This window comes from Paraburkholderia sp. GAS33, assembly GCF_050436645.1.
Classification (GTDB): domain Bacteria; phylum Pseudomonadota; class Gammaproteobacteria; order Burkholderiales; family Burkholderiaceae; genus Paraburkholderia; species Paraburkholderia phenazinium_B.
Genome location: NZ_JBNDMP010000030.1, coordinates 1 through 24195, shown reverse-complemented (window position 1 = coordinate 24195; position 24195 = coordinate 1). Strand labels below are relative to the sequence as shown.

General features: G+C 58.3%; 21 protein-coding genes and 1 pseudogene. 18 read left to right on the top strand and 4 right to left on the bottom strand.

Going from position 1 to position 24195, the window contains the following annotated elements; all coding sequences use genetic code 11:
• Nucleotides 1–618 (top strand): amidohydrolase family protein (locus P3T24_RS38585; RefSeq protein WP_429441937.1); only part of this gene is annotated, 618 nt, incomplete at its 5' end.
• A 254-nt stretch (nucleotides 619–872) separates the two neighbouring features.
• A pseudogene (locus P3T24_RS38580) lies at nucleotides 873–1103 on the top strand (transposase); the annotation flags it as partial.
• Between the two features lie 175 nt (nucleotides 1104–1278).
• Here P3T24_RS38580 and dmpG read toward each other — a convergent pair.
• From dmpG to P3T24_RS38565, 3 genes are read right to left on the bottom strand one after another with little or no spacing between them, the layout of a single operon-like run.
• Nucleotides 1279–2319 (bottom strand): 4-hydroxy-2-oxovalerate aldolase, encoded by a 1041-nt coding sequence (gene dmpG / locus P3T24_RS38575; RefSeq protein WP_074296360.1) that lies wholly within the window; start codon nucleotides 2317–2319, stop codon nucleotides 1279–1281.
• On the bottom strand, nucleotides 2316–3275 hold the full coding sequence (locus P3T24_RS38570; protein ID WP_074267559.1) for an acetaldehyde dehydrogenase (acetylating): 960 nt from the start codon (nucleotides 3273–3275) through the stop codon (nucleotides 2316–2318). The genes dmpG and P3T24_RS38570 overlap by 4 nt, the downstream gene beginning before the upstream one ends.
• A 23-nt stretch (nucleotides 3276–3298) precedes the next feature.
• Nucleotides 3299–4132, bottom strand: a complete 834-nt coding sequence (locus P3T24_RS38565) for an HpcH/HpaI aldolase family protein (protein ID WP_083611633.1) — start codon at nucleotides 4130–4132, stop codon at nucleotides 3299–3301.
• Nucleotides 4133–4778: 646 nt separating this feature from the next.
• Between P3T24_RS38565 and P3T24_RS38560 the strand changes: the two genes are divergently transcribed.
• The 5 genes from P3T24_RS38560 (at nucleotide 4779) to panB (ending at nucleotide 9575) form a co-directional block, all read left to right on the top strand.
• Nucleotides 4779–5726: a fumarylacetoacetate hydrolase family protein gene (locus tag P3T24_RS38560; protein WP_074267560.1), complete on the top strand. Its 948-nt coding sequence runs from the start codon at nucleotides 4779–4781 to the stop codon at nucleotides 5724–5726.
• 382 nt (nucleotides 5727–6108) lie between these two features.
• Nucleotides 6109–6999 (top strand): helix-turn-helix domain-containing protein, encoded by an 891-nt coding sequence (locus P3T24_RS38555; RefSeq protein ID WP_253190078.1) that lies wholly within the window; start codon nucleotides 6109–6111, stop codon nucleotides 6997–6999.
• Nucleotides 7000–7202: 203 nt separating this feature from the next.
• Complete coding sequence (locus P3T24_RS38550) at nucleotides 7203–7487, top strand: DUF4148 domain-containing protein (RefSeq protein WP_429441935.1); 285 nt, start codon at nucleotides 7203–7205, stop codon at nucleotides 7485–7487.
• 402 nt (nucleotides 7488–7889) lie between these two features.
• Entirely contained in the window at nucleotides 7890–8633 is a 744-nt protein-coding gene (locus P3T24_RS38545) for an SDR family oxidoreductase (RefSeq protein WP_429441934.1), read from the top strand.
• Between the two features lie 114 nt (nucleotides 8634–8747).
• The gene (gene panB, locus P3T24_RS38540) at nucleotides 8748–9575 is read left to right on the top strand and encodes a 3-methyl-2-oxobutanoate hydroxymethyltransferase (RefSeq protein ID WP_074267564.1); all 828 of its coding nucleotides are present in this window, start codon (nucleotides 8748–8750) and stop codon (nucleotides 9573–9575) included.
• 759 nt (nucleotides 9576–10334) lie between these two features.
• Here the strand turns inward: panB and P3T24_RS38535 are convergent.
• Complete coding sequence (locus tag P3T24_RS38535; protein WP_074296358.1) at nucleotides 10335–11285, bottom strand: LysR family transcriptional regulator; 951 nt, start codon at nucleotides 11283–11285, stop codon at nucleotides 10335–10337.
• Between the two features lie 105 nt (nucleotides 11286–11390).
• Here P3T24_RS38535 and P3T24_RS38530 point away from each other — a divergent pair, with 105 nt between their 5' ends.
• The 11 genes from P3T24_RS38530 to P3T24_RS38480 all read left to right on the top strand — a co-directional run.
• A complete protein-coding gene (locus tag P3T24_RS38530; RefSeq protein ID WP_171991643.1) occupies nucleotides 11391–12410 on the top strand; it encodes a zinc-dependent alcohol dehydrogenase family protein in 1020 nt (339 codons plus the stop codon).
• A 559-nt stretch (nucleotides 12411–12969) separates the two neighbouring features.
• Nucleotides 12970–13803, top strand: coding sequence for an AraC family transcriptional regulator (locus P3T24_RS38525; RefSeq protein ID WP_367117612.1), 834 nt, complete (start codon nucleotides 12970–12972; stop codon nucleotides 13801–13803).
• Between the two features lie 477 nt (nucleotides 13804–14280).
• Nucleotides 14281–15903, top strand: a complete 1623-nt coding sequence (locus tag P3T24_RS38520) for an MFS transporter (protein WP_074296357.1) — start codon at nucleotides 14281–14283, stop codon at nucleotides 15901–15903.
• An 11-nt stretch (nucleotides 15904–15914) separates the two neighbouring features.
• Nucleotides 15915–16991, top strand: a complete 1077-nt coding sequence (locus P3T24_RS38515) for an HlyD family secretion protein (RefSeq protein WP_074267567.1) — start codon at nucleotides 15915–15917, stop codon at nucleotides 16989–16991.
• Nucleotides 16991–18592, top strand: a complete 1602-nt coding sequence (locus tag P3T24_RS38510) for an efflux transporter outer membrane subunit (protein ID WP_429441931.1) — start codon at nucleotides 16991–16993, stop codon at nucleotides 18590–18592. Before P3T24_RS38515 ends, P3T24_RS38510 begins: the two co-directional genes overlap by 1 nt.
• A 116-nt stretch (nucleotides 18593–18708) precedes the next feature.
• Nucleotides 18709–19164, top strand: a complete 456-nt coding sequence (locus P3T24_RS38505) for a (2Fe-2S)-binding protein (RefSeq protein WP_074267569.1) — start codon at nucleotides 18709–18711, stop codon at nucleotides 19162–19164.
• Nucleotides 19161–21386: a xanthine dehydrogenase family protein molybdopterin-binding subunit gene (locus P3T24_RS38500; RefSeq protein WP_074267570.1), complete on the top strand. Its 2226-nt coding sequence runs from the start codon at nucleotides 19161–19163 to the stop codon at nucleotides 21384–21386. The genes P3T24_RS38505 and P3T24_RS38500 overlap by 4 nt, the downstream gene beginning before the upstream one ends.
• Before the next feature lie 12 nt (nucleotides 21387–21398).
• On the top strand, nucleotides 21399–22697 hold the full coding sequence (locus P3T24_RS38495; protein ID WP_429441929.1) for a c-type cytochrome: 1299 nt from the start codon (nucleotides 21399–21401) through the stop codon (nucleotides 22695–22697).
• A gap of 229 nt (nucleotides 22698–22926) precedes the next feature.
• Complete coding sequence (locus tag P3T24_RS38490) at nucleotides 22927–23199, top strand: DUF4148 domain-containing protein (protein ID WP_074267572.1); 273 nt, start codon at nucleotides 22927–22929, stop codon at nucleotides 23197–23199.
• Nucleotides 23200–23451: 252 nt separating this feature from the next.
• On the top strand, nucleotides 23452–23895 hold the full coding sequence (locus P3T24_RS38485) for a DUF1636 family protein (protein ID WP_074267573.1): 444 nt from the start codon (nucleotides 23452–23454) through the stop codon (nucleotides 23893–23895).
• A 67-nt stretch (nucleotides 23896–23962) separates the two neighbouring features.
• Nucleotides 23963–24195: alpha/beta fold hydrolase (locus P3T24_RS38480; protein WP_429308789.1), on the top strand; the 233-nt coding region annotated here is incomplete at its 3' end.

Sequence of the window (24195 nt, the reverse complement as noted above, 5' to 3'; positions counted from 1 at the left end):
GAAGAGGCCCATATGCGCGGCGCCTGGCTATCGTGTCATGCCCGTGCGGATGCGGCCGTGAAGCTTGCCCTGAAGTATGACTTCCGCGTTATCTATCACTGCGATTTCATCGAGGGTGAAACGTACGACCTGCTCGAGGCGAAGCGCGACAGCGTGTTTCTCGCGCCGGCCATTGGCGTGATTTACGCAACCGCGTACGAGGCAGAGCCGTGGGGCATCACCCGGGAGTTTGTCGAAAAGAGCGAGCTCTTCACCATGATCGAGCAATGCCCGAAGGTGTACGGCGAACTCAGGAAACGCGGCCTGCGGGTTCTCCCGGGCGGCGACTACGGGTTCGCATGGAATCCGATCGGCACCAACGCACGCGACCTTGAGCACTTCGTCAACATTCTTGGCTTCACGCCGGCCGATGCCCTGATGGCCGCCACGAAATGGGGTGGCGAAATCATGGATATCCCGAACCTCGGTCTCGTCAGCGATGGCTACCTCGCCGACCTGCTGCTCGTCGATGGCGATCCGGTCGAGAACATCAAGCTTCTCCAGGACCGCGACAACATCAAGGTCGTGATGAAGGACGGGGTCTACTACAAGCGGCTCATCCCGACACCCGGCATGTAGCAGGCGAACTGTTAACGTGTTCAAGGTGGTTCAGGGGAATACGTAGAACCTCGTGATTCCTTTTCTCTACAGCGGGGCGATCCATCACCGGATCGCCCGTTGCGGTTTCGCATGTCTCACTGCTGGAGCGTCCCCTGAAAGGGCGCGCACTGACGAACGTTCTAGAAGCGGTTTAATTGGATCATGCGTAAACGTCCGACCATGCCTGTACTCGACCGCACAACGGACATCGAAGTGCTGAACGGGATTGGCAGCATGTCGGTCACTTATTCTCCCAAGGCTCGCAGCAGCGGTTTGAGCGCCCCGCGCGGGATCCGCGGGACGTACTGAAGGCGATTCTTTGGGTCATAGCCTGCAACGAGAAGCGGCACAGGTTACCGGCTAACTTTCCGCCGTTACAGACGTGCTATATCAAATGGGTCCAATGGAGACGCGCCGGTCTTATGTCCAAAGCGCTTGATGAATTGGAGGTTGAGGATATCTGAACGGCGGCAGCGGCGTCACGTGGATCTTCGCGGCCGCCTCGCCCGTGCCAGCGTGTTGATATCGGCGACCGCGCCATCACACGCATTGCCAGAAAGCGCCATCATTTCGATGGGGTGGATTGGTGAGGGGCTCCGGGATTGATCACTCCAGGAGCCCCTCACTGGCATAGCAATCCTAACCGTGCTGGGCGACAGGGCGAGCATCCCGTCGAAGCAGATCCAGGGCTGCATCCACGATCATGTCTTCCTGTCCCCCCACCATTTTCCGGCGGCCAAGTTCGACGAGGATGTCGACCGTCTTCAGGCCGTATTTGGCGGCTGCGAGCTCTGCGTGGCGCAGGAAGCTCGAATAGACGCCTGCGTAACCCAGCGCGAGCGTTTCTCTGTCCACGCGCACGGGGCGGTCCTGCAACGGTCGGACGAGATCGTCGGCGGCGTCCATCAGCTTGTACAGATCACAACCGTGGTTCCAGCCTTGACGCTCCACGGCGGCAATGAACACCTCGAGCGGTGCGTTACCCGCCCCCGCACCCATCCCGGCTAGACTTGCGTCGACGCGGTCGCAGCCCTCTTCTACGGCAACGATCGAATTCGCCACGCCAAGGCTCAAATTGTGGTGTGCATGCATCCCCGTCTGTGTCTCGGGCTTGAGCACATCCTTAAATGCACGGAACCGGTCGCGAATATCGTTCATACCAAGTGCGCCGCCCGAGTCCACGACGTAGACGCAGGTTGCGCCATAGCTTTCCATCAGCTTTGCCTGCTCGGCAAGCTTTTGAGGCGTCGTCATGTGGCTCATCATCAGAAAGCCGACCGGATCCATGCCTAGTTCGCGCGCGAATTCAAGGTGCTGGCGCGAGACATCTGCCTCTGTGCAATGCGTAGCGACCCGTACGATGCGGGCGCCCGCATCGTATGCGTTGCGAAGATCGTGCGTGGTGCCAATGCCAGGAATCAGCAGCGTAGCAATCTTCGCAGTCTTCACACTCTCAGCGGCCGCCGAAATCCATTCTACGTCGCTATGTGCGCCGAATCCATAGTTGAAGCTTGAGCCGTCAATGCCGTCGCCATGCGCAACTTCCATGCTGTCGACGCCAGCTGCATCAAGAGCGGCTGCAATTGACCTGACATTAGCGACGCTATATTGATGCCGGATGGCGTGGCTGCCGTCGCGCAGCGTCACGTCGGAAATGTAGATCTTTTTGTTGAGAGTCATTGTGCAGCCTCCTTGATGCCGCGTGTGATGCCTGAAGCCAGCCGACGTTGTGCCACCAGATCGCCGCAGGCGAGGGCGGCGGAGGTCATGATGTCGAGGTTGCCGGCGTACGAAGGCAGATAATGTGCTGCTCCTTCGACTTCGAGAAACACCGAAGTCTTCAGGCCGTGTACCAGACCGACATCGGGAATGTTCAACGGTTTATCAGCAGGAATCACGTCGAACTGCACCTGCTGTTTAAGTCGATAACCTGGCACGTAGCTCTGCACCTTTGCGATCATCTTCTCAATGCTCTCCTGGATGGCTTGTTGATCGACCATTTCGGAGAGGACGAACACAGTATCTCGCATGATGAGCGGCGGCTCGGCCGGATTGAGAACGATGATCGCCTTCCCACGCGTTGCACCGCCGAGCTTCTCGATCGCGCTGCGCGTGGTCTCAGTGAATTCGTCGATATTGGCACGAGTGCCCGGCCCCGCCGACTTGCTCGCAATCGACGCGACGATTTCCGCGTAGTGAACCTTTGCAACGCGTGAGACAGCCGCAACGATTGGAATGGTGGCTTGCCCGCCGCATGTCACCATGTTCATGTTCGTCGCGTTTTCCTCTTCCAGATTGATGGCGGGAATGACGTATGGGCCGATAGCGGCGGGAGTCAGGTCAATCACCTGCACACCGCGCGCCTGTAGCACTTCATTGTGGTGTTTATGTGCACCGGCGGAAGTCGCATCGAAGACAATGTCGATATCCTTGAATACATCGAGGGCCAGCAAGCCGTCAATACCTTCGGCGGTTGTCGCCACGCCCAGACGAGATGCACGTGCGAGGCCGTCTGAATTGGGATCGACGCCAACCATTGCACCCATTTCCAGATACTTACTGTTTCGTATTACCTTGATCATCAGATCGGACCCGATGTTGCCGGACCCGATGATCGCTACTTTCGTCTTGGTCATTGCGTATAACTCCTTGCTAGTGATCAGTTCTGGATGCGCCCGGTAGCCTGAGCGGTGGATCGAACGTCTTGAACGAGGTTGCTGAGGGCGAAACCGATGTGTGCTGTGTCAACGCCGATCGCTACGAACCTCGCGCCACAATCGAGCCAGGTTTTTGCCACCGTTGCCGTGGGCGAGAAAACCCCCGGCGCGACGCTGGCCTCAAGGGCGTGGTTAATCGTCGTGGTAATTGCTGCACGCACCGTTTCATGATTGATTTGTCCGGGCACTCCCAGTGCATGGGACAGGTCGACCGGACCCAGGAAGATGCCGTCGAGATCGGCGATGCCCATGATGCTGTCAAGTGCTGCCAGTCCCCCGGCGCCTTCAATCATCAGGAGAACGGCGGTTTCGTCGTTTGCCGTCTCAAACCAACGTGGAGAGCAACCATAGCCGCCAGCTCGCACCCAGGGGTTGGCGCCACGCGAACCTTGCGGCGCGAAGCGGGCGGCTCGTACCGCTTGTGTTGCCTCTTGCATTGACCCGATCTGGGGGACCAGCACGCCTGCCGCACCTGCGTCGAGCGCCGCACCGATGAGAGAGGCATCATTGCATCGCACGCGGACAATAGGAAAAATGCCGTAGGCCCGTGCTGCGAGGATCAAAGCGGGTAGCGTTTCGGTTCCAAAGCTGCCATGTTCTGTATCCAGAATGATGCCGTCGAATCCGGACTGAGCAGCGATTTCAACGAGCTCGACCGCCGGGATGATGGAGAAAAGCGCGAGAAAAGGCTCGCGTTTGCGAAGGCGAACACGAAGATTTGTCTCCCGGTGCACGGAAGAAGCGGAATCACCGCCATTTGGACGGTCCGCTGTCACAGCGGCCCTCCAGTTTCTGGAGTTCCAAGGTCAGTTTCTAGCGCGAACGGGTAGGTCCGGAGCGCCGCGTCGAGAATTCGCGGGTTAGGGGTATTCGCAAAACATGGCACGTTGGCCAAGCGACCGACGCGTCGATGAACGTGCGCCTCGCCAAAATCAAGCTTCTCCATATCACACGCTCTCCTTGAATCCATCTGGTCTCGCCCGATCAGAATTGGGCAAATGGTTTCACCAAAATGTCCATTGGTTACACCAATGTAGTCCTTGGTACACCCCGTTGTCAACTACTTGGTTTCAATCCAGAGGCATGGAAACTAAAGAATTACTGTGCTGCACTGCACTTCGATGCGCCCCGTAGTCGCGGCCTTGGCGGACATTTCTGCCTAGGCAAACCGAATCTGGGGCAAACGTCGATCCGTGCCCGGCTATGGGATGGGACGCCGTTTTCCAGTGACCTTGGTGCCTGGTGGGACGTTCCGTCCTCCCGTGCGAAATCGGAATTGGCGGTCCGAAAGTGGGGAAGGGAAGTGCGATGCTGATGCATTTTTGGTTGAACCAAAGACGTTAATGGTATAACCTTGGTTTCGAGGGCGAGATGTCGCCATCACCAATGAACACGGTTACCCCCCAAGAGCAAAGGATAAAGATGAAGATCGTTAATTTCACAGTCGACGGCCAGCGTCGACTTGGTTTTCTGGTCGACGACAAGATTGTCGATCCGCTAGCGACCAAGATTGGAGCAAGATCGGAGAACAGCGCTCTGTTGGCTGATACCTCTAGCTTCATTCGTTCCGGCGCGGCTGGCCGGGAAGTGGCGAACGCAATTGTGGGTTCGGGCGAGGGCAGGCATTCGCTTGGTGACGTGCGATTGACCTCGCCGATTTTGCCTTCGACTATTCTCTGCAGTGGTAGCAACTATCGCGCGCACAACGCCGAAAAGGTGGGCGCTCCTATCAGCGGCAAAGAACCCGAGTTTTTTGTGATGACGTCGGACTGCGTGGTAGGACCGGATGAGCCGATCGTCTACGACCCCGAACTTACACAGAAGCTCGATTGCGAAACCGAACTGGCTATTGTCATCGGTCGGGAGGGTCGACACATTCCGGTTGAAAAGGCGCTTGATTACGTTTTCGGCTATACGGTCGCCAACGACGTCACCGCCCGGGATCGGCAGGTTCGCCAATCGCCTGAAGGTTTCACGTGGTACGAAGTAGGTCGTGGCAAAGCCTTCGACAGTAGTTCGCCGCTAGGACCGTCCATTGTCACTGCTGATGAGATCGGCGATCCGCAGACCCTGATGCTGCGTACCCGGATCAATGGAGAGTTGCGTCAATCAAGCCCGACTTCAGACATGATCTGGACGTGCGCAGACCTGATTCATTTCTTCTCGATCAACTTCACTCTGCGTCCCGGTATGGTCATCCTGACCGGAACGCCCGCAGGCACAGCCTGGTCAACCGACGCCGAACTCGGCGGAAAGTGGCAAGGTCAGGAGGGATTGGTTGCGGCGACACGCTATTGCTTGCCAGGCGATGTCATCGAAAATGAAATCGATCGTATCGGCGTTCTGAGGAATGAGGTCGTTCACATCTAAACGCTTCGCGCTGAAATTCAAGAACAGCCAGATTTTGGCTGTTCGGCGCGGAAAGCAGTGTTTTTTCTCACATAGCTGAAGGTGGCGGAGTTGCCGGTCGCTCGCTGCATTGAGGTTACCCGTAAAGCGGTGCGGTGCAGATTGGCGACATCCGCCCGCACATGGTCCGCATCGGACCCCTGGCACTGTTCGAGGTGGTGATGCCATCTCGATCACGTCGGCGATGAACGGCAGAGCTGAAGTGACAGGCTGCACTTCGCTTCATCTGAAATGGAAACAGGCAACATCACGTTGGACCGATCTGCCGTAGAAATTAGGAATACTGAAGCAAAAGTGAAGAATTGATAGGCGTTAACCAATTGTGAAACTACTGTAGGAGACGATGATGCCCGAGACATTTGCCATGCACGAAGGAGCGTTCGGTCGCATTTCGCTGCTGCCACTGCGCACGGGATTGGTTTCCCACGCGCACTCGGAAGCGCATATCGTCTGGTGGCTCGGCGGCGCCGACGCTGAGGCGAGGATAGGTACGCAGGTTTTCCGCTTTAGCGAAACGCATGCGGTTGCGGTTAAGCCATTCGAACAGCACGACGGGAAGCTTTTGTCGTCAAGTTCGCCAGCCGTTTTCCTTTCGGTGTATATCAATAAAGAGTGGTTGGACAAAAGGGCCGCGATAACAGGTAGGCCGTTCGTGTTTACCTCCCCTCGTATTGCCATCAGTCCCGAGTTGCGCGCCAGTCTCTGGAAGGTCTTGGACCTGATAATGTTCCATCCGGAGCTACAAGAGAAGATTGAGGTCGCAGCGGAGGAGCTCATTAGTGGTTCAATCCAGACATCGCTGGTTGCACACTCACCGGGTCCGTTGACTGCGGGCGTCCCGCTGCTCAGTCGCAAGTTGAGGTTGGCAATAGTGCTTATGCGCGAAAGAGTTGATGTGCGCACTACAATCGACGAGATTGCGAGCGAGGCAGGATTGTCGAGAGCACGACTGTTTGCGCTATTCCGCGACCAACTCAACACTACACCGCAGGTGTTCTGGAGCGCAATTCGCCTTGAAGAGGCGATTCGTAAGCTGGCGATCGGAGATGTACCCTTGATAAACGTCGCCGATGAACTGGGATTCTCTGCGGCTAGCAATTTTTCACGCTTTTTCAAGGAGCATACTGGCGTTTCGCCTTCTGACTACAGGCGCGCAGCGACAGCTCCGCGTGCTGGTATGGCGTGCGACGCCATTGGGAAATTGCTGTACTTTGCGAACGAAAAATTCGCATGAAATTAGTATTGCTTATTGTATCGATACCATAGCGTAGTAGGTCTGGAACGAAAGAGCTGGTTTGCTTGCGTTGGCGCGCAACTCCGTAACAGTGTTTTCCGCATTGTGGCGTTTATAAAAAAGATTCGGATATCTAAAATATAAATGCAAGTCCATGAACAAAGGTGTTCGTGGCAAGACCGGAAATACGGAGCTAATTTATCGTGAAGTCCCTCATGCAAGCCATTGTCGTTGCCGGCGTATTCGCCATCCCGGTTGCCTCCTTTGGCCAATCAAATGGTCCGCTCACCCGGGCGCAGGTTCGCGCCGAGTTGGTTGAGCTCGAACAAACTGGTTGGCGCCCAGGCCAGGGTCGAACTACCTATCCGGCGGAAATTCAGGCTGCTGAAGCCAAGGTGGCTGAGAAACACCGTTCGGAAGGGATCGGCGGCGGCGATGTGTCCGGTTCGTCGGAATCAGGGCCGTCAGCAGTGTCGAAGTCCAACTAGGACGCGTCGTACCTTTACCCGTTGCGTTTCAATTCCGGACGCCCAGTGAGGATGCCAAAAGTGTTTGACCTGAGCATGTAGTCTGGGCGCGCAGTACCCCTGCGCGCATTCCATCCACCCAGTGTGAATGATCCACTGCTGCGATGGTCTATCAGCTACGAGGCGGAAAATGCGGTGAAGCTATCGGGTCCGAATTTACACTTTGCGTTGACATAGGGAAAATTATTTCTGTCGAATCGGATTGTCGGTGTCGCGGGCGATCGGTCGATTGGGTCGACGCGATTGTCGCTAAACAAGTACACTCTTTCGCAGCTGCGATAGGGTAGAGATCAGTTAAGGCGGTGCGTGCTGCCTTATGCTCTACGTCGTCGCGTGGTCTTTCTTTCTTACGAAACTTCGAGCATGGGAAACAATCAACTATCCAACGTCACCCTCCAGAAAAGCCGGGTCGTCGTAGCGGGCGGCACCTCGGGAATTGGCTTTGCTGTGGCCGAAGCTGCGGCGCAAGCCGGAGCCGAGGTCATCATCGCATCAAGCAACCGTGAACGCGTCGCAGCTGCAGTGGACCGACTGCCTCAAGGCGCTCGCGGAGAGGCGCTCGACTTTACCGACGAGGCACAGGTGAGCGCGTTTTTCACGCGCGTCGGCGCATTCGACCACCTTGTCTACACGGCCGGTGAAGCGCTGCTCCTGCAAAACCTTGCCGATGTCAGCATTAAGGCTGCGCAGCAGGCTTTCGAAGTGCGCTATTGGGGTGCGCTCAAGGCCGTTAAATACGGGGCTTCGCTGATTCGCGCGGGTGGCTCTATCACGCTCACAAGCGGAGTGGCGTCGTCGCGCCCGCTGCCTGCCTGGGCGATCCCGTCGAGCATTCTTGGCGCGATCGAGTCACTGACTCGCACCCTGGCGGTCGAGCTTGCGCCGCTGCGTGTCAACGCCGTAGCGCCCGGTGTCTTGCGCACGGCCTTGTGGGACAATATGAGTGAAGCTGATCGCAATGGTCTTTATGATCACATCGCCGAAAAGATGCCTGTGCGAAGGGTTGGAGAGGCAAGCGACGTTGCTCGAACGTATCTTTACCTGATACAACAGGGTTTTAGCACGGGCCAGGTCATTATTGTCGATGGTGGCCACGTGCTGGTCTAACGGACGACCACGTACCTCGATCGGGCGTTCTCGTCGACGAAGGCCCTCATCAGCGTCGCGCCCGGCAGTCCCATTCCGGCGTTGAAAATTTTTCTTTAACGACAACATTTTTAAATGACCGGCTATCTTCAAGAGAGCAAAAGCGCCGTGCGCAAGGCGACCACAGCACCAGCGCTGATGGACATGAAATTAGCCGGTGAGAAGATTGCGATGCTGACCTGCTATGACGCAAGCTTTGCTTCGATGATGGACCGCTGTGGAATCGATATGCTGCTGATTGGCGACTCCTTGGGCAACGTGTTGCAAGGCCAAACCACAACCTTGCCAGTTACCCTCGAAGATGTTGCGTATCACACGGCGTGTGTGTCCCGCGGAAATCGATCTGCGCTGGTAGCCGCTGATATGCCGTTCGGCACCTACGGGACGCCCGAGTCTGCGTTTGAAGGCGCTGTGAGATTGATGCAGGCGGGCGCACAAATGATCAAACTCGAAGGTGGTGCCTGGTTGGTCGAAACCGTGAAATTTTTAACGGAACGCAGCATACCCGTGTGTGCCCACCTTGGGTTGACACCGCAATCGGTTCACCGTCTTGGTGGGTTCAAGGTTCAGGCAAAGAAAGCTGAGGATGTCGAACGATTGAAAGCGGATGCAGTAGCACTCCAGGAGGCGGGCGCATCGTTGATGCTCATTGAAGCGATTCCGGCGACGGTGGGCAAAGAACTGACTGACCTGCTTCAAATACCGACCATCGGAATCGGCGCTGGTCCAGACTGTTCCGGTCAGGTCCTTGTAATGCACGACATGTTGGGAATATTTCCCGGCAAGACCGCTCGCTTCGTGCGTAACTTTATGGATGGAATGCCGAGTATCGAAGCTGCTATCGGCGCCTATATCAAGGCTGTCAAGTCGAGAGAATTCCCTGCGCCCGAACACTGCTTTTAGTCCGCATTCGGGATATTGTCAGTCGTTCCGCCACCAGACGGCAGGGCATCGACCCCGCCGCCGTCGCAATCCACGTTGAGGTTAGGTAGGGGTCTGGACTATGAACTACTGCACATTCGGCGCATGCTCGTCGCGACCAAAGTTCGGCTGCGCACTGGCGCTGGTCCCAGTCAGGTAGGACTTGGTCGCTTACACATCGTGCGTACGGCGGAGACCAGCTTGAAACGGCTCGATCGTGTACCGCGGCCGGCCCTGCCGTATCCGCACTGGATGCAACGCTTCCACGACCGTGACCGTTTCTGGCAGGTGCCACGAACTTTAGTTGTGACCGACGTTTCAACTCGATCACTCAACGGACAATCCTTTGAACGTGAGAAATAGATTCCGTGCGGTAGTTCGCTTTATCGATTCTTGTGCCGCTTTCTTTGAAGACATCGCTTTGCTGGGCTGGGGTTGCGAGCGCCTCGACGGTTGCTCCGACTCAGACTGGATCAGTAACCGCAACATAAGACAGCCCCGTGTTGCTCATAGTCTCAGTGTTGCACGACATGTCCCGCTCGCTCGACGAGGTGAACGTCGGATTGGCAAGCCAGCGTTTTTAAAAGGCATTCGCGCCACCCGGTGCCAAGGCAGTGAGCTGGGACGTCGTGATGCGAGATTGGCGAGATCATCGCATTCCGCTTGCCGGTCTTCGCGCTCGTGAAGTCAGGCGGCCGCACGTACAGTAGTACCAGGAATGCCTGAGCTTGTGCGTGCAGATCAAGGCGAGTATGCCGGGTCGGCAAGCTTGTTTGCCGGCTGCAGGGACGGTGGAATGGCGTCCAGCAGCGTGTCTATCACTACACGCAACTTGTACGGCAGGTAGCGCGTCCGGGGCCAGATAGCGTGCAACGGGACCATTACCGACGAGGCTTCACCGAGGACGCCGACGAGCGCCCCCGACTGCAAATGTTCGTTCACCAGCCAATACGGGACGTGTGCAAGCCCAGCGCCATCGACAGCAGCGGCAGCTATCGCCCCGATGTCATCAAATCCAATCCTGTGTGCAATTTCCGTTTCCACCTTACGTCCAGTGGCGTCCGTCAGTGGCCATGGGAATATCCGACCCCCACGCATGTAGTTGATGCCTCGGTGCGCGGTGAGATCGGCAAGGTCACGTGGCGTTCCGTTGCTCTCGAGATAGGCCGGTGACGCACAAAGTATCATGCGCTGCTCGCCGAGCCGGCGCGCCACAATCGCATCGCTGTCGGCGAGGAGACCGCTGCGTATTGCGAGATCGATGCCGTCGTCGACGAAGTCGACCAGGCGATCAGTGAAGATCCCTTCAAGCTGGAGTCGCGGATAGCGCTTTGCCAGACTTAGCAAAACGGGCGTCACGTGCAAACGACCGAAAACTACCGGCGCGCTTACCCGTATCCGACCTACCGGCTCGTCGCGCCCTGCTTCGAGGATGTGCTGCGCGGCGTTCAGCTCCTCCAGCGCACGGGCACAACGCTCGTAGAAGACCTGGCCGTCGTCAGTCAGGCTCTGGCTGCGCGTTGTTCGCACGAAGAGTCGGGACCCCAGCCGTGCCTCAAGTCGGGCGATTGATTTGCCTACCGCAGAGCGGGTCAGCCTCAATCGTGCCGCTGCCTGCGCGAAGCTTCCCGCTTCTACTGCAGCCACGAAGGCGCTAATTCCGGCCAGCCGATCATGTGAAACAGGTTCCACTTATTGGTTCCATTTTATCTGCATACTGCCGATCAATATGATGCACTCTGTAGTCCACAGAATCGTTATTCTGCGGCTGTCATCATGTTAATACGGAAGAACACCATGCCGCTCTCGATGCAACGTTGGCAATTGCCTGCTTATGGTCGCACAAATCTGCAACTGGCCGAAGTCGCTGTACCGGTGCCCGGCCCTAGTCAGGTGCTGGTGAAGGTACAGGCAATCGCATTGAACTACCGTGATCTGCGGATCACCCACGATGGGATGGGCATGCCATTGCCGTTGCCCTTCGTGCCAGCTTCCGACATGAGCGGTGAGGTTGTCGTGGTGGGACCGGGCGTCACCAGCTTCGCGGTGGGCGACGCGGTGATCAACACTTTCTTCTCCGGCTGGGTCGATGGCGTCCAGCCACAAACCAGCGTGATGTTCGGCGCGCCAGGGCCAGGCATGTTGTCCGAGTATGTCGTGCTCAACGAGGACTCGCTTGTGCTTGCTCCGCGTTCGCTGGACCCGGCTCAGGCTAGCACATTAACCTGCGCCGGCCTGACCGCCTGGTTTTCGCTGACCGAGAGTGCATCGACTCGTCCAGGCGACACCGTGGTTGTGATCGGAACCGGTGGCGTCGCCCTGTTCGCAGTGCAGATTGCGGCAGCACAGGGGGCACGCGTCATCGTGATTTCCGGCGACGACGACAAGTTGGAACGCGTCAGGCATCTGGGCGCCGCCTATGGCATCAATCGCAAGCGGACGCCGAACTGGGCCGCAACGGTGCGTGAGATCACTGGAGGACGCGGGGCAGACCACGTTGTGGAGTTGGCCGGTGGAGATAACTTCGGCCAGTCGATGCTGTCATTGACACAAGCTGGCCGTATATCGGTTATCGGCATTCTGCAGGGAGACGAGCTGCGGACCTCCGTTTTCCCGCTGCTGCAGGCGCGCGCCACGGTGCAGGGCATTGGAGTCGGGCCGCGCCGTGCACTAGAAGACCTGGTGCGCGCGGTTGATTGGCAAGAACTGAAACCTGTGATCGAGAAAACGTATCGGTTCGACCAGCTCCCAGCCGCGCTGGACCACTTGGAGCGAGGCTCGTTCGGTAAGCTCGTAGTAACCGGCCCCGGGGTTTGAGCCGACAGGTGAACTGGTGAAGCGCTCGCTTCTTTCAACAAACTCTCTGGTGATGCCCCGCTGTTCTGCCTCGTAGGCGGTTGCGTAATTACGCCAATGGCCGGCGCGAGAAACACGCTGTCGTGTTTCGCCTCGAGGCTTTGATCTCCATCTCCGTGTAGGAAAGCCGCCGGGCGAATTCCTGACGTCCAGCAAACATGTCACCCGAGATGTTCAAAGTGGCCGTCCAGTCGCAGTCGCTGGGCGGCCTTTAGTTTTTACAGGCTAGCACGCGTGGATCCTGAAAAAGTGGACTGTCTGATAAGCGAGTGCTGGCAGAGTCACGGGAGCGTGCGAAAAAACCACGAATTCCGGATAAGGCCCGCTCACGGGCTCGACTGTTTGATAACCGATAGGACGCTGCGATAAGCCTGAAATCGCCCCCAGACCTAGAATGCATTCACAGGATTCGGACATGCTCTCTATCAAAGCGTAAAGGAAGAGCTGGCCACGCAGGAGACGACCGTGATGCCGGTCCACTGCCTCGGCAGTTGCCGGACGCCGTGCGTCGTTGCAGTTGATGCGTGAAATTTTCGATTCCGGCGACCTGCTTAGGAACAGCTACACTTTTCGCACTATGGAAATCTTTCGAACCATTGAGGATTGCCAACAATCTCCCCGAGAAATTGCGGCCCTGGCAAGCGACTATCTGCACGGCTATTATTTTCCGCCGCACCGCCACCTACGTGCGCAACTGATTCATGCGCTGAGTGGTGTCATGACGGTCATAAGCGAGCACGGGAGTTGGGTCGTACCCGCGGGACGTGCCGTGTGGATGCCGACTGGATCGGACCATGCCGTGCGCTTTTTTGGCGACGTCAGCATGCGCACGGTTTTTGTCGCCCCTGATGCCCGTCCCGGTCTTCCAGATGCGTGCGAGGTCATCGAAGTGTCCCCGTTCCTACGCGAGGCAATCGTCGCCGCGACGCGCGTACCGCTGGACTACGAGCTTGGGGGTAGGGATCACCGGGTCATGGAGCTGATTCTCGATGAGCTCGAAGCAGCGCCTCGGCTGCAATTGCACGTGCCCATGCCTCGAGACCCGCGACTCATGTGCTTGTGCGAGCAACTGATCGCAAGCCCTTCCGGACCCGTGATACTCGCAGATCTGGCCGCCGGAATCAACGTCAGCGAGCGAACCCTCGCCCGAATGTTCCATCGCGAACTTGGGATGAGCTTCGGGCAGTGGCTGCGCCGCATGCGGCTGTTGCTAAGCCTGCCATGTCTCGCTGCGGGCGCCTCGGTGTTGCAGGTCGCGATGGAGCATGGCTATGACAGTCCGAGCGCCTTCACCGCGATGTTCCGGCGCACGCTCGGGATCGCACCAACCGCTTATTTGAGCGGGCGGAAATGAATGAATTGAGGTTGGCCGAAAGGTGGCCGGCAAGACGAAGCGACATTGAATTTTTGCTTCTGTTCCCGATACCTCGAAGGGGTGCATGCAGGCAGGCACGCCGATGTCTTAGGGCGTTTATGTTCCGACGGCAGCGCATTAACAGGCTGGCCACCTCATCGCAGGCCGATGCGGGTTGTTGCTGGTGAAGTACCCGGCTGAAGCGGGAAAATCTCTTTCAGAGCAGTTGTCCGTATCGCGACGATGGTTGGCATCCCTTGACGGTACGGTCAAATCAGGAATTGCTAGAGTACACAAACTGTTCCAAACACACCGGGTGTAAACCATGCCGAGTTTCTGTACATATTTTCTCACCACGCGTAGGTCGCGGTCCCGATGGGTCTGCTGCGCCGCTGCAGCTATGACAGCGATCCGCCCTACAACTGCTCGCCTAAGCGTGCCTTTCACGCTTGCGTGTGCGTTTGCGGATTCATCAGTATGACAACTGTCGAACTTCTGGCGCCCCCCGTGCCAAGCCCGCAGATGCCGGTGGCTGCTGCCGCGCCTGCGCTACCCGCTGCGCCACCGGCCCCCGCTGCGCCCACGCCACCCGCTTTCGGACTACGGCTTGCGATCGGACTGGTGGGCGTACTGCTCGCTTCGTTTACCGCGGGGTTGAACGAACACGTCACCGACGTGGCAATGATCGACGTGCGTGGCGCGCTGTCGATTGGTCACGACGAGGGAACCTGGCTGACCGCGCTCTTTGAGGCCACCAACGTCACCGCCATGGCCTTCGCGCCCTGGTGCTCAGTGACCTTCTCGCTGCGACGTTTCACCATCGGCGCGGTCCTCGCTTTCGCATTGTTGGGCTTTCTTTGCCCGTTCGCCACCAATGTTGGAACGCTCGCGGTCCTGAGGGCGCTGCAGGGGCTTGCCGGTGGATGCCTGCCGCCCATGCTGATGACGGCGGCGCTTCGGTACCTGCCGCCCAACGTCAGACTTTATGGGCTTGCCAGCTATGCGCTCACCGCGACGTTCGGACCCAACCTGGGTACGCCGTTAGCCGCCTTGTGGACCGAATACGTCGGCTGGCACATGGTGTTCTGGCAGGTAGTGCCGCTGGGCCTCATGAGCAGCGCGGCGATCGCCTATGGTCTGCCGCAGGATCCGCTGAGGCTGGAACGCTTTCGCACATTCAACTGGGTCGGCTTGCTCACCGGTTTTCCTGCCATCTCGATGATGGTGATCGGGCTTAACCAGGGCGACCGGCTGGATTGGTTCAATTCGCCGCTGATCTGCCTGTTGCTCGTTGGAGGGGGGCTGCTGTTCTGTATGTTCCTGTTGAACGAGTGGTCGCACCCGCTGCCTTTTTTCCAGTTGCGGTTGTTGGCTCGACGCAATTTCACCCATTCGCTGATTACGCTTGCTGGCGTATTGGTGATCCTGTTGGCGGTGTCTGTCATTCCAGCCGACTATCTCACCGAGGTGCGTGGGTATCGGCCGCTGCAGATTGCACCACTGGCGCTGGTCGTCGCCCTGCCGCAGCTTGTCGCGCTACCGCTCACGGCGGCGATCCTCAACATCGAACGTGTTGATTGCCGCTGGGTGCTGGGGATTGGACTGACCCTGATCGCGCTCTCTTGTGCCCTCGGCACCTTCATGACGTCAGACTGGGTGCGCGAGAACTTCTACCTGCTCCAGGCGCTTCTAACGGTCGGCGAACCGATGGCCGTGATTCCGCTGCTACTGCAAACGACTACCGGACTGCCGCCAACCGAGGGCCCGTTTGCGTCGGCCATGTTCAACATGGTGAAGGGCTTTGCCGGGGCGATCGGCATCGGGCTGGTGGAAGGGCTGGGCACCGCGCGTGAACACTACCATTCCACGATGCTCGTCGACCAGTTGGGCGGCGCACCTTTGATCGCCGGACAGGCCGCTGATCACGCGGGGACGTTTACGCAACTGGCCAGCAGGATCCATGAGCAGGCGATCGTACTAATGTCGGCGGACCTCTATCTCGTCATGGCGGTCTTTGCCGCCGCCCTTGTTCTGCTCATTCCCATCGTGCCTGTGCGTGTCCGTCCGCCCCGCGCGCCCACCCAGACAACTTCTCGCTGAACACATCGAAAATGTCACAATCTACCCGACCATCCAGAAAGCCCGTCCTGCTTGGGGCCTTGGCCCTCCTATTAGCCGGCTGCGGCTGGGGCGGCACAAAGCTGCTCTCCCAACAACCCGTCGCTGAGTCGACAAACGACGCCTATGTCACCGCCGATTACACGCTTGTTGCACCGCGTGTTGCTGGCCAGATTGCCGAGGTTCTGGTCGACGACAACCAGGTGGTGAAAGCGGGCCAGCTTCTGGCGCGTATCGATGACCGCGACTATCGCGCCGCCCTTGCCAGTGCGCAGGGTGACCTGAATGTAGCCGCGGCCACCGTGGGTGATTTTGACGCGAAGATTGCGCAGCATCCCGCAGTCGTCGCACAGGCGCAAGCGACCTTGCACTCCGACGAAGCCGCCATTGACTTCGCGCGCGCCAACGCCACGCGCTATCGCAATCTTTCCGCTGGCGGCGCCGGCACGATGGAGGAGCAGCAGCACGCCGTGACCACGCTCGATCAGCAACAGGCTGACCACGATCGCGACAGTGCTGCGCTGCAAGCTGCCCAGCAGGATCTTGATATTCTGCGTGCGGGGCGCACCAGAGCGCTCGGCGAGTTGGCGCGCGCCCAGGCCGCGCTCGATCAGGCGAAGCTTAACCTTTCCTATACGGAAATCCGCGCACCGATAGACGGTATGGTCGGCCAGCGCTCGATCCGAGTTGGCGCAATCGTTGCTGCGGGTACGCCGTTGCTGGCCGTGGTACCGCTGTCACAGGCTTATGTCGTCGCCAACTTTCAGGAAAACCAGCTTGACCATATGCACCCGCATCAGCCGGCTCGCATCACAGTGGACAGCTTTCCGGGTCTTGTCTTGACCGGCCATGTCGACAGCGTTGCGCCGGCGACGGGTATCGCGTTCGCGCCGGTCGCGCCAGACAACGCAACGGGCAACTTCACCAAAATCGTGCAACGCATGCCGGTGAAGATCATCCTCGATCCGGGTCAGCCGGGCGTAGCCCGGTTGCGCGTGGGCCTTTCGGTCGAGCCGACGGTCGATGTCGCAGCAAGTGACACATCAGTTAAAGAGGCGGGGACAAACTGATGGCACACTCCTTGTCCATTCGGCCCGTTCTGCTAGCTCTGCTGTCAGGTGCCATGCTTGCGGGTTGCACGCTCGGACCGAATTTTCAGCGGCCCAATGTTTCAGCACCCAATGATTTCACCCGTGCCAACCAGGCTGAGGCGCCGAGCCGACCCGTCGAGGCCACGCTCGCGCCCGAGTGGTGGTCCCTGCTGGGAGACTCGGACCTGGTGGCATTGGAGTCGCGGCTCGCGACCGACAATCTCGACGTCAAGGCCGCCTCGGTTCGCCTGCTGGAGAGCCGCGCCGGGTTACGCATTGCAGGCGCGGAACTGTATCCGACGTTAAGCGGTGCTGCGTCTTACGACCGGGAGCGGGCGAGCCCGAATGGCATCTTTTCGCTGCTGGGCACCACTCCCGCAGGAGTGCAGCCCGAATCCGCGAATGGAGAAACCGCATTCGGTGTTTCCAGCTTACCTGGCTCGAGCGGATCGCCGCCCTACAACCTATGGCAGTACGGCTTCGATGCGTCTTACGAGCTGGACCTGTGGGGCCATGCGCGGCGCGGCGTGGAAGCAGCCAACGCGGCAGTGCAGGCCTCGGCTGAGGAACGCCGCGCTGTCCTGCTCTCCGCGCAAGCCGAACTTGCCCGTGACTATATCGAGTTACGAGCTACACAGACCCTGCTTGACATCACGAACCAGAATCTCGCGCTCGCCAACTCTACCGTCAAGCTGACACGATTGCGCATGACCGAGGGCGCTACGACCCCCCTCGATGTTGCCAACGCATCGGCGCAGGTTGCGTCGATCGAAGCGCGGCTGCCGCCGCTGCAGGCGCGCCGCGACGCACTTATCAACGCACTCAGCTTCCTGCTCGGCGAACAACCCGGTGCACTCGCACAGATGTTGGGAGCCCCGCGCGACATTCCATCGCTCCCGGCTCGTGCGCCGATCGGCTTTCCGTCGGAACTGGTACGACGCCGCCCCGACATCCGGCGTGCGGAAGCACAGTTGCATGCTGCAACTGCCGAGATTGGCGTTGCCCAGGCTGACTTCTATCCGCAGATCTCGCTCACGGGTAGCCTTGGTTCGCAGTCGCTTCAGCTTTCGAGTCTGGGTGACTGGGCTTCGCATCAGTTCGTCTTTGGTCCTTCCATTTCGATGCCCATTTTCCAGGGCGGAAGACTCAGGGGCACGCTCCAGTTGCGCAAGGCCCAGCAACAGGAAGCAGCGATCGGCTTCCAGCGTACGGTCTTGCAGGCGTGGCATGAAGTGGATGACGCATTGTCCGCCTACGATGCCGAGCAGCGCCGCCGTGATAATTTGAAGGAGGTGGTGCAGCAGGACCAGCTCGGGCTTTCGGTCGCGCAGCAACGGTATCGTGAGGGTGCCATTGATTTCCTCAACGTGCTCGCCGTACAGAAAGACCTGCTGGCCGCTCAAAGCGAGCTGGCGCAGAGTCAGGCGGACGCTGCAGTCAATCTTGTGACCCTGTACAAGGCCCTCGGTGGTGGTTGGGAAACGGCTTTCCCGGAGGATGCTTCATCCACTGCGGAGCACACCGGGTCAACGCCGCTGAAAACCGTTAGTACGGCAACCGGCGCATCAGCTCCGCAATGACCGCTGAAGTTGTGCACTTCCATCCAGCCCATCGCTGACGCAAATCCGTAAGCAGGCTGGCTCTTGGTTCCCATCCTGTGGCTCCCGCTTTCGTTTGAACAAACTTTGGAGAAGCAATGGTGTTCCTGCATGTCAATGGTACGGGCTACGAGCTGGATGTTCCAGGTGATATGCCGCTGCTTTGGGTGCTGAGAGACGTGATTGGTCTCACCGGAACCAAGTTCGGTTGTGGCATTGCCCAGTGCGGCGCGTGTACGGTTTATCTGGACGGCGACGTTGGCCGCGCTTGTGTGACCCCGGTGGCCACTCTGGCAAACCGCAAGGTCACCACCATCGAAGCCGTGGCCAACTCGCCTGTCGGGAAGCGGGTGCAACAGGCATGGCTTGACATTGATGTAGTGCAATGCGGTTATTGCCAGTCGGGACAGGTCATGTCAGCGGCCGCACTGCTTGGCCGCACCCCGAAACCGACGGACGCGGACATTGATGTTGCAATGGCAGGAAACATCTGTCGTTGTGGGACATACGAGCGGATTCGAGCAGCCATTCACCTGGCAGCGGAGGCGGCGTGATCGACGAGAACGGGGTCGAGTACAGCCGGCGTGCGTTTCTGAGGATTGGCGGCGGTGTTGGTTTAACCGTAGGCGGAATGCTCCTGTTTGGCGTTAGTTTGCCGGTAATTGCGGCTCCAGTATTGAGAGCGGGCAATCCGCTAGTTGATTCTTCCGATCTCACTGATACGCAGAGCGATTTCGTCCCGAATGTGTTTGTCCGTATTGCACGGGATGGACGTATCAGGCTGGTCATGCCTAAGGTGGAAATGGGGCAAGGTGTTTATACATCAATTCCGATGCTGATTGCTGAGGAACTCGAAGTATCTCTCGACAATGTCGAAATCGAGACCTCGCCTCCGGTTTCCGAGCTTTATACCGATCCGCTGCTAGGTGCGCAGATTACGGGGGGATCGAATTCAATACGCTATGCGTGGGAACCCCTGCGACGCGCGGGGGCCGCCGCACGAGTTTTGTTAATTCAGGCAGCGGCCAGTCAGTGGAAGGTGCCCCCTGAGAGCTGTCATGCTGAGAATGCGCGGGTCATTCATGGACCGACCGGCCGCACGCTGGAGTACCGGCAACTGGTTGAGATGGCTATGAGTTTGCCGATCCCGAAAGACCTCGCCAAGACCGTTACGCTGAAGGATCCGCGGCGGTTCCGCCTTATTGGCAGGCCAGTGAAACGCCTTGACTCCCCAGAGAAAGTTAATGGAAGCGCGGTATTTGGTATCGACGTCCGGGTTCCGGGGATGCTTTACGCGGTTTCTATTACAAGTCCGGTGGCCGGAGGTAAGGTCAAAGCGGTTGATGACCGGTTTGCCCGAAAAATCCCGGGTGTACGCCAGGTCGTTACGCTCGAACGCACTGTCGCGGTCGTCGGCGATCATACCTGGGCAGCAAAGCGAGGTCTCGAAGCCTTGGTGATCGAATGGGATGACGGCCCGAACGCGTCGCTCGATACACAGATACTGCAGCGGGATCTGCAAACGGCGGCATTGAGAAGCGGGGTCGTGTCGCGGCAGGTCGGTGACGTGGAGGAAGCGTTCGCCAAACACACCCTGCATTATGAGGCCGAGTACGGTCAGCCGTTCCTCGCACATGCTCCCATGGAGCCACTAAACTGCACAGTTCATGTCAGGCCGGACGGCTGTGACATATGGACCGGAACGCAAGTGCCGGTTTGGGCAGTGGACGCCGGCGTGAATTATACGGGCTTGCCGCGGGAGCGAATCGTCCTCCATAACCGGCTCCTTGGTGGGGGCTTTGGCCGGCGCAGCGAAGTGGACATTGTCATCCAGGCTTTGCAGATCGGGAAGCATGTGAATGCACCGCTCAAGCTTACGTGGATGCGGGAGGAAGACATTCGTCAATGTACGCTTCGGCCCATGTACCACGACAAGATCGCGGCTAGTCTCGACGAACACGGTTGGCCCGTAGGCTGGCGGCACACTGTGGCCGGCTCATCTGTACTTGCGCGTTTTCAGCCGACGTACTTCAAAGGCGGTCTTGACCGGGACGCCGTTGCCGTCGCTTCCGATCTGCCTTATGCGATACCCAATCAAAGGATCGAGTATGTCAGACAGGAGCCGCGTGGAATCGTCACCGGCTTCTGGCGTGGCGTAGGACCGGTACGAGGAACCTTTGTCGTTGAAAGTTTTATCGACGAACTGGCAGCGCGGGCAAAGACCGATCCCGTCGCTTATCGTCGGGCGCTGCTGTCGCCTACACCGCGTGCGCTTCATGTTCTCGATGTCGTCGCTCGTGAGGCGGGATGGGACCAACCCCTTGATGCCGGCGCCGGACGTGGGGTGGCAGTGATGCATGCGTTTGGCAGCTTTCTGTCTGCGGTCGTCGAAGCAGACGTTCGGAATAGCGAAGTCCACGTGCGGCGGGTAGTGATCGCTGTAGATTGCGGGCATGTAATCAATCCGGATACAGTCGACGCGCAGATTCGGGGAGGCGTGATTTTCGCCATCACTGCAGCGCTATATGGAGGCATCACAATCGATCGAGGTCGAGTCGTGCAAGGCAACTTCAATGACTATCGCATCTTGCGTATCCATGAAACACCTCGCATCGAAGTTCACGTAGTGCAGAGCAACGAATCGCCGGGCGGAATAGGTGAAGCAGGGTGTGCGGTTCTGGCGCCAGCCCTTATAAACGCCATCTTTTCAGCGACCGGCAAGCGCCTGCGTCACTTGTCAGTAGGAAACCAGCTGGCCGACGGCAACTTCGCTTGAGGACAATCGGTAATGAATGTTTCTACGTTCCGTGGCGTTTGCGCGTCAATACTTTCACTCCTCGCATTCACTGCAAGCGCTCAAAGTCAGGATCCCAATTATCAACTGGTCGAACGAGGAGAATATCTTTCCCGGGTCGGAAACTGCGCAGCCTGTCATACCGCGCCCGGCGGTGCTCCGCTGGCAGGTGGCTTACCGATGGCTTTGCCGATAGGCAGGATTTTCTCCACGAACATCACGCCAGATCCGGTGACCGGTATCGGCAAGTATACCGAACAAGACTTCTCCCGAGCACTCCGTGAAGGTGTGGCGAAGGATGGCCACAACCTCTATCCGGCGATGCCGTACACATCCTTTGCGAAGGTGAACGACGCGGATGTGCATGCACTATATGTATATTTCATGCATGGGGTGCGTCCGGCACAGAAGAACAATCGGCAACCGGACATCAGTCCGCTGCTCGCCATTCGCTGGCCGATAAAGATCTGGAACGCAATCTTTCTGGACTCAAAGGTCTATGAGCCTGTGTCGGGTCGGGATGCGCGGTGGAATCGCGGAGCTTATCTAGTCCAAGGTCTGGGGCATTGCGGAGCATGCCACACCGCGCGCGGTGTGGCTCATCAGGAGCTTGCACTTGACGGCTCGCGGGCGGGATTTCTCGGCGGTGCGTTAATCGACAACTGGTACGCATCCGATCTGACCGGAGACTCGAATACGGGACTAGGACAATGGACCGAGGAGGAAGTTTCGGAATTTCTTAAGAGAGGATCAAACCGGCACGCCACCAGCTTTGGCTCAATGGTTGAAGTCATCAATCAAAGTACGCAGGGTATGACTGATGCCGATGTGGCTGCGATGGCGCATTACCTGAAGTCATTGCCCCCAGCTCGTGATTCGGCGGAAGGGAGGGCCGTATACATTTCACAATCTGCGTTCGCATCCCCCACTTCTGATAGAACACCGGTACAAAGCGGGAAGGGCTTGTATGCGATCTATTGTCTGCAATGCCATGGCGCCGACGGGAAGGGAGTGGCGCCACTGATTGCGCCTCTTCAGCGCAACCCGAATCTGCTCGAAACCGATGCGTCGTCATTGATCAACGTCTCACTGAACGGGACGGGCAGGGTGGTGATCCAGGGTGTCCCGGCGGCGTACCCGATGCCGTCCTTTGGCGCAGTCATGAGCGATCATGACATTGCGGAGGTGTTGACTTACATCCGTGGCAGTTGGGGTAACCACGCGGATGCCGTAGGCGAAAGGAGCGTCGCATTAATGCGCAACCGAACGAAATCTGCTGCAGAGCAAGAGTAAGGCTCGTGTCCCAGGATCAATTTCGGAACGGTCGGTATCCAGTTGTATTGCTGTGCACCCAGAGCGCTCACCCTGGCTCTCGTAAACATGGACTCTTTGATAATTGTCAGGACACTGCGATAAGCCCGAAGTCGTACCCAGACCTAGAATAGATTCACAGGATTCGCTTGCGAAAGCTATCTGATCCATTCCACTTAATTTTTAGCCTTTTCCGCGCAGGAGTATTGGTGTGAAAACTATTCTTTCGGCTCTTGGCCTTGCCTCTCTTCTGATAGTCGGAGCTGCCGCTCATGCGGATTCGGTGTCCGGTTCCGCTCAGAATCAGAACACGCCCACCCAGTCACCGGCCAGCTTGGATCAAGGCGGTACAGAGGCCGGGGCAACCGCTTACGGTAGTCCGAATAGGGGGCTAACCCGTCAGGAAGTGCGTGAACAATTGATTCAGGCCCAGAACGATGGGCAGCTGAAAGCGTTGAATGCTGCGCTCTATAGTCGGCCCTAAACAATTCGTTCCGCACCCGGCCAGCGTCACGCAATGCCGTCGGGGCAATCGTCGGACCGAAGTGCCCGGGCGGCACCGCGACCTTCAACACTGGTGAAATCAACGTCAAGTCAACCTCGGCGCGGATACGCGACTAGACGATCCGATAAGCGTGCGATTGAACACACACCTAGAATTCATCCACAGAATTTGCAGTTTCTGGTTGTCCGAACAAGGTTCAGAAAAAGAGGGGTAGTTCTTTCCTCGAAATAGATGAAGTCAGGAGACAGCGTGGCGCTTACCGTGCACGAGAGCCTAGTACCACTCGATGCCGTCAACCCGGATATGAACGGGTGCGACCAATCGAGTACCGTCGCAATCTGCCGTACCTGCCCGAGGGACAGGCCGCACAGCGGTGAGCAGGGACTGGCTCTCTATAACGAAATAAAGGAAAGGCTGACCAGCCAGGGTATGACCGTGATGCTGGTCCACTGCCTCGGCAGTTGCCGGACGCCGTGCGCTGTTGCGCTTGATGCGCCGGCGAAGCCACGGGTACGGCTGTCCGGCCTGAAGGACGTCAATGCGCTGGATCTGATCGATGCAGCACTTGGGTACCGGCAGGCGGCATCGGATGACGTGAGCGTCATGACGCTTCCGGCGATGCTGCAGCAACACGTAACTGCGATTTCACCGAAACGGAAACGAAGCGCAGCATAAAAGAGCGGTGCGATCGACGCACCACATCACCTTCATTTCATCAACCCACTACATTCAGGAATGACATATGAAACTCAAATACGATGACGTAGGAACAGGTACGCCGGTCGTGTTCGTGCACGGACTCGGCGGCACGGGTAACGTTTTCGGAGCGCAGGTTGCGGCACTCTCGCCCAGCTTTCGGGTTGTGGTCCCGGATATCCGTGGCTGCGGCCGCAGCGACAAGGCACCGATTTCCATCGATGCGCTGGTCGCCGATGTCGTGGAGCTGATCGACGGTGCGGGTTTTGAAAGTGTCCA

Coding starts and splice junctions, on each gene's coding strand:
- P3T24_RS38520 (WP_074296357.1), top strand. CDS start 14,281: ATGACAACTGTCGAACTTCTGGCGCCCCCCGTGCCAAGCCCGCAGATG.
- P3T24_RS38570 (WP_074267559.1), bottom strand. CDS start 3,275: ATGACCAAGACGAAAGTAGCGATCATCGGGTCCGGCAACATCGGGTCC.
- P3T24_RS38495 (WP_429441929.1), top strand. CDS start 21,399: ATGAATGTTTCTACGTTCCGTGGCGTTTGCGCGTCAATACTTTCACTC.
- P3T24_RS38545 (WP_429441934.1), top strand. CDS start 7,890: ATGGGAAACAATCAACTATCCAACGTCACCCTCCAGAAAAGCCGGGTC.
- P3T24_RS38525 (WP_367117612.1), top strand. CDS start 12,970: ATGCGTGAAATTTTCGATTCCGGCGACCTGCTTAGGAACAGCTACACT.
- P3T24_RS38515 (WP_074267567.1), top strand. CDS start 15,915: ATGTCACAATCTACCCGACCATCCAGAAAGCCCGTCCTGCTTGGGGCC.
- P3T24_RS38505 (WP_074267569.1), top strand. CDS start 18,709: ATGGTGTTCCTGCATGTCAATGGTACGGGCTACGAGCTGGATGTTCCA.
- P3T24_RS38510 (WP_429441931.1), top strand. CDS start 16,991: ATGGCACACTCCTTGTCCATTCGGCCCGTTCTGCTAGCTCTGCTGTCA.
- P3T24_RS38530 (WP_171991643.1), top strand. CDS start 11,391: ATGCCGCTCTCGATGCAACGTTGGCAATTGCCTGCTTATGGTCGCACA.
- P3T24_RS38485 (WP_074267573.1), top strand. CDS start 23,452: ATGAAGTCAGGAGACAGCGTGGCGCTTACCGTGCACGAGAGCCTAGTA.
- P3T24_RS38560 (WP_074267560.1), top strand. CDS start 4,779: ATGAAGATCGTTAATTTCACAGTCGACGGCCAGCGTCGACTTGGTTTT.
- panB (WP_074267564.1), top strand. CDS start 8,748: ATGACCGGCTATCTTCAAGAGAGCAAAAGCGCCGTGCGCAAGGCGACC.
- P3T24_RS38555 (WP_253190078.1), top strand. CDS start 6,109: ATGATGCCCGAGACATTTGCCATGCACGAAGGAGCGTTCGGTCGCATT.
- dmpG (WP_074296360.1), bottom strand. CDS start 2,319: ATGACTCTCAACAAAAAGATCTACATTTCCGACGTGACGCTGCGCGAC.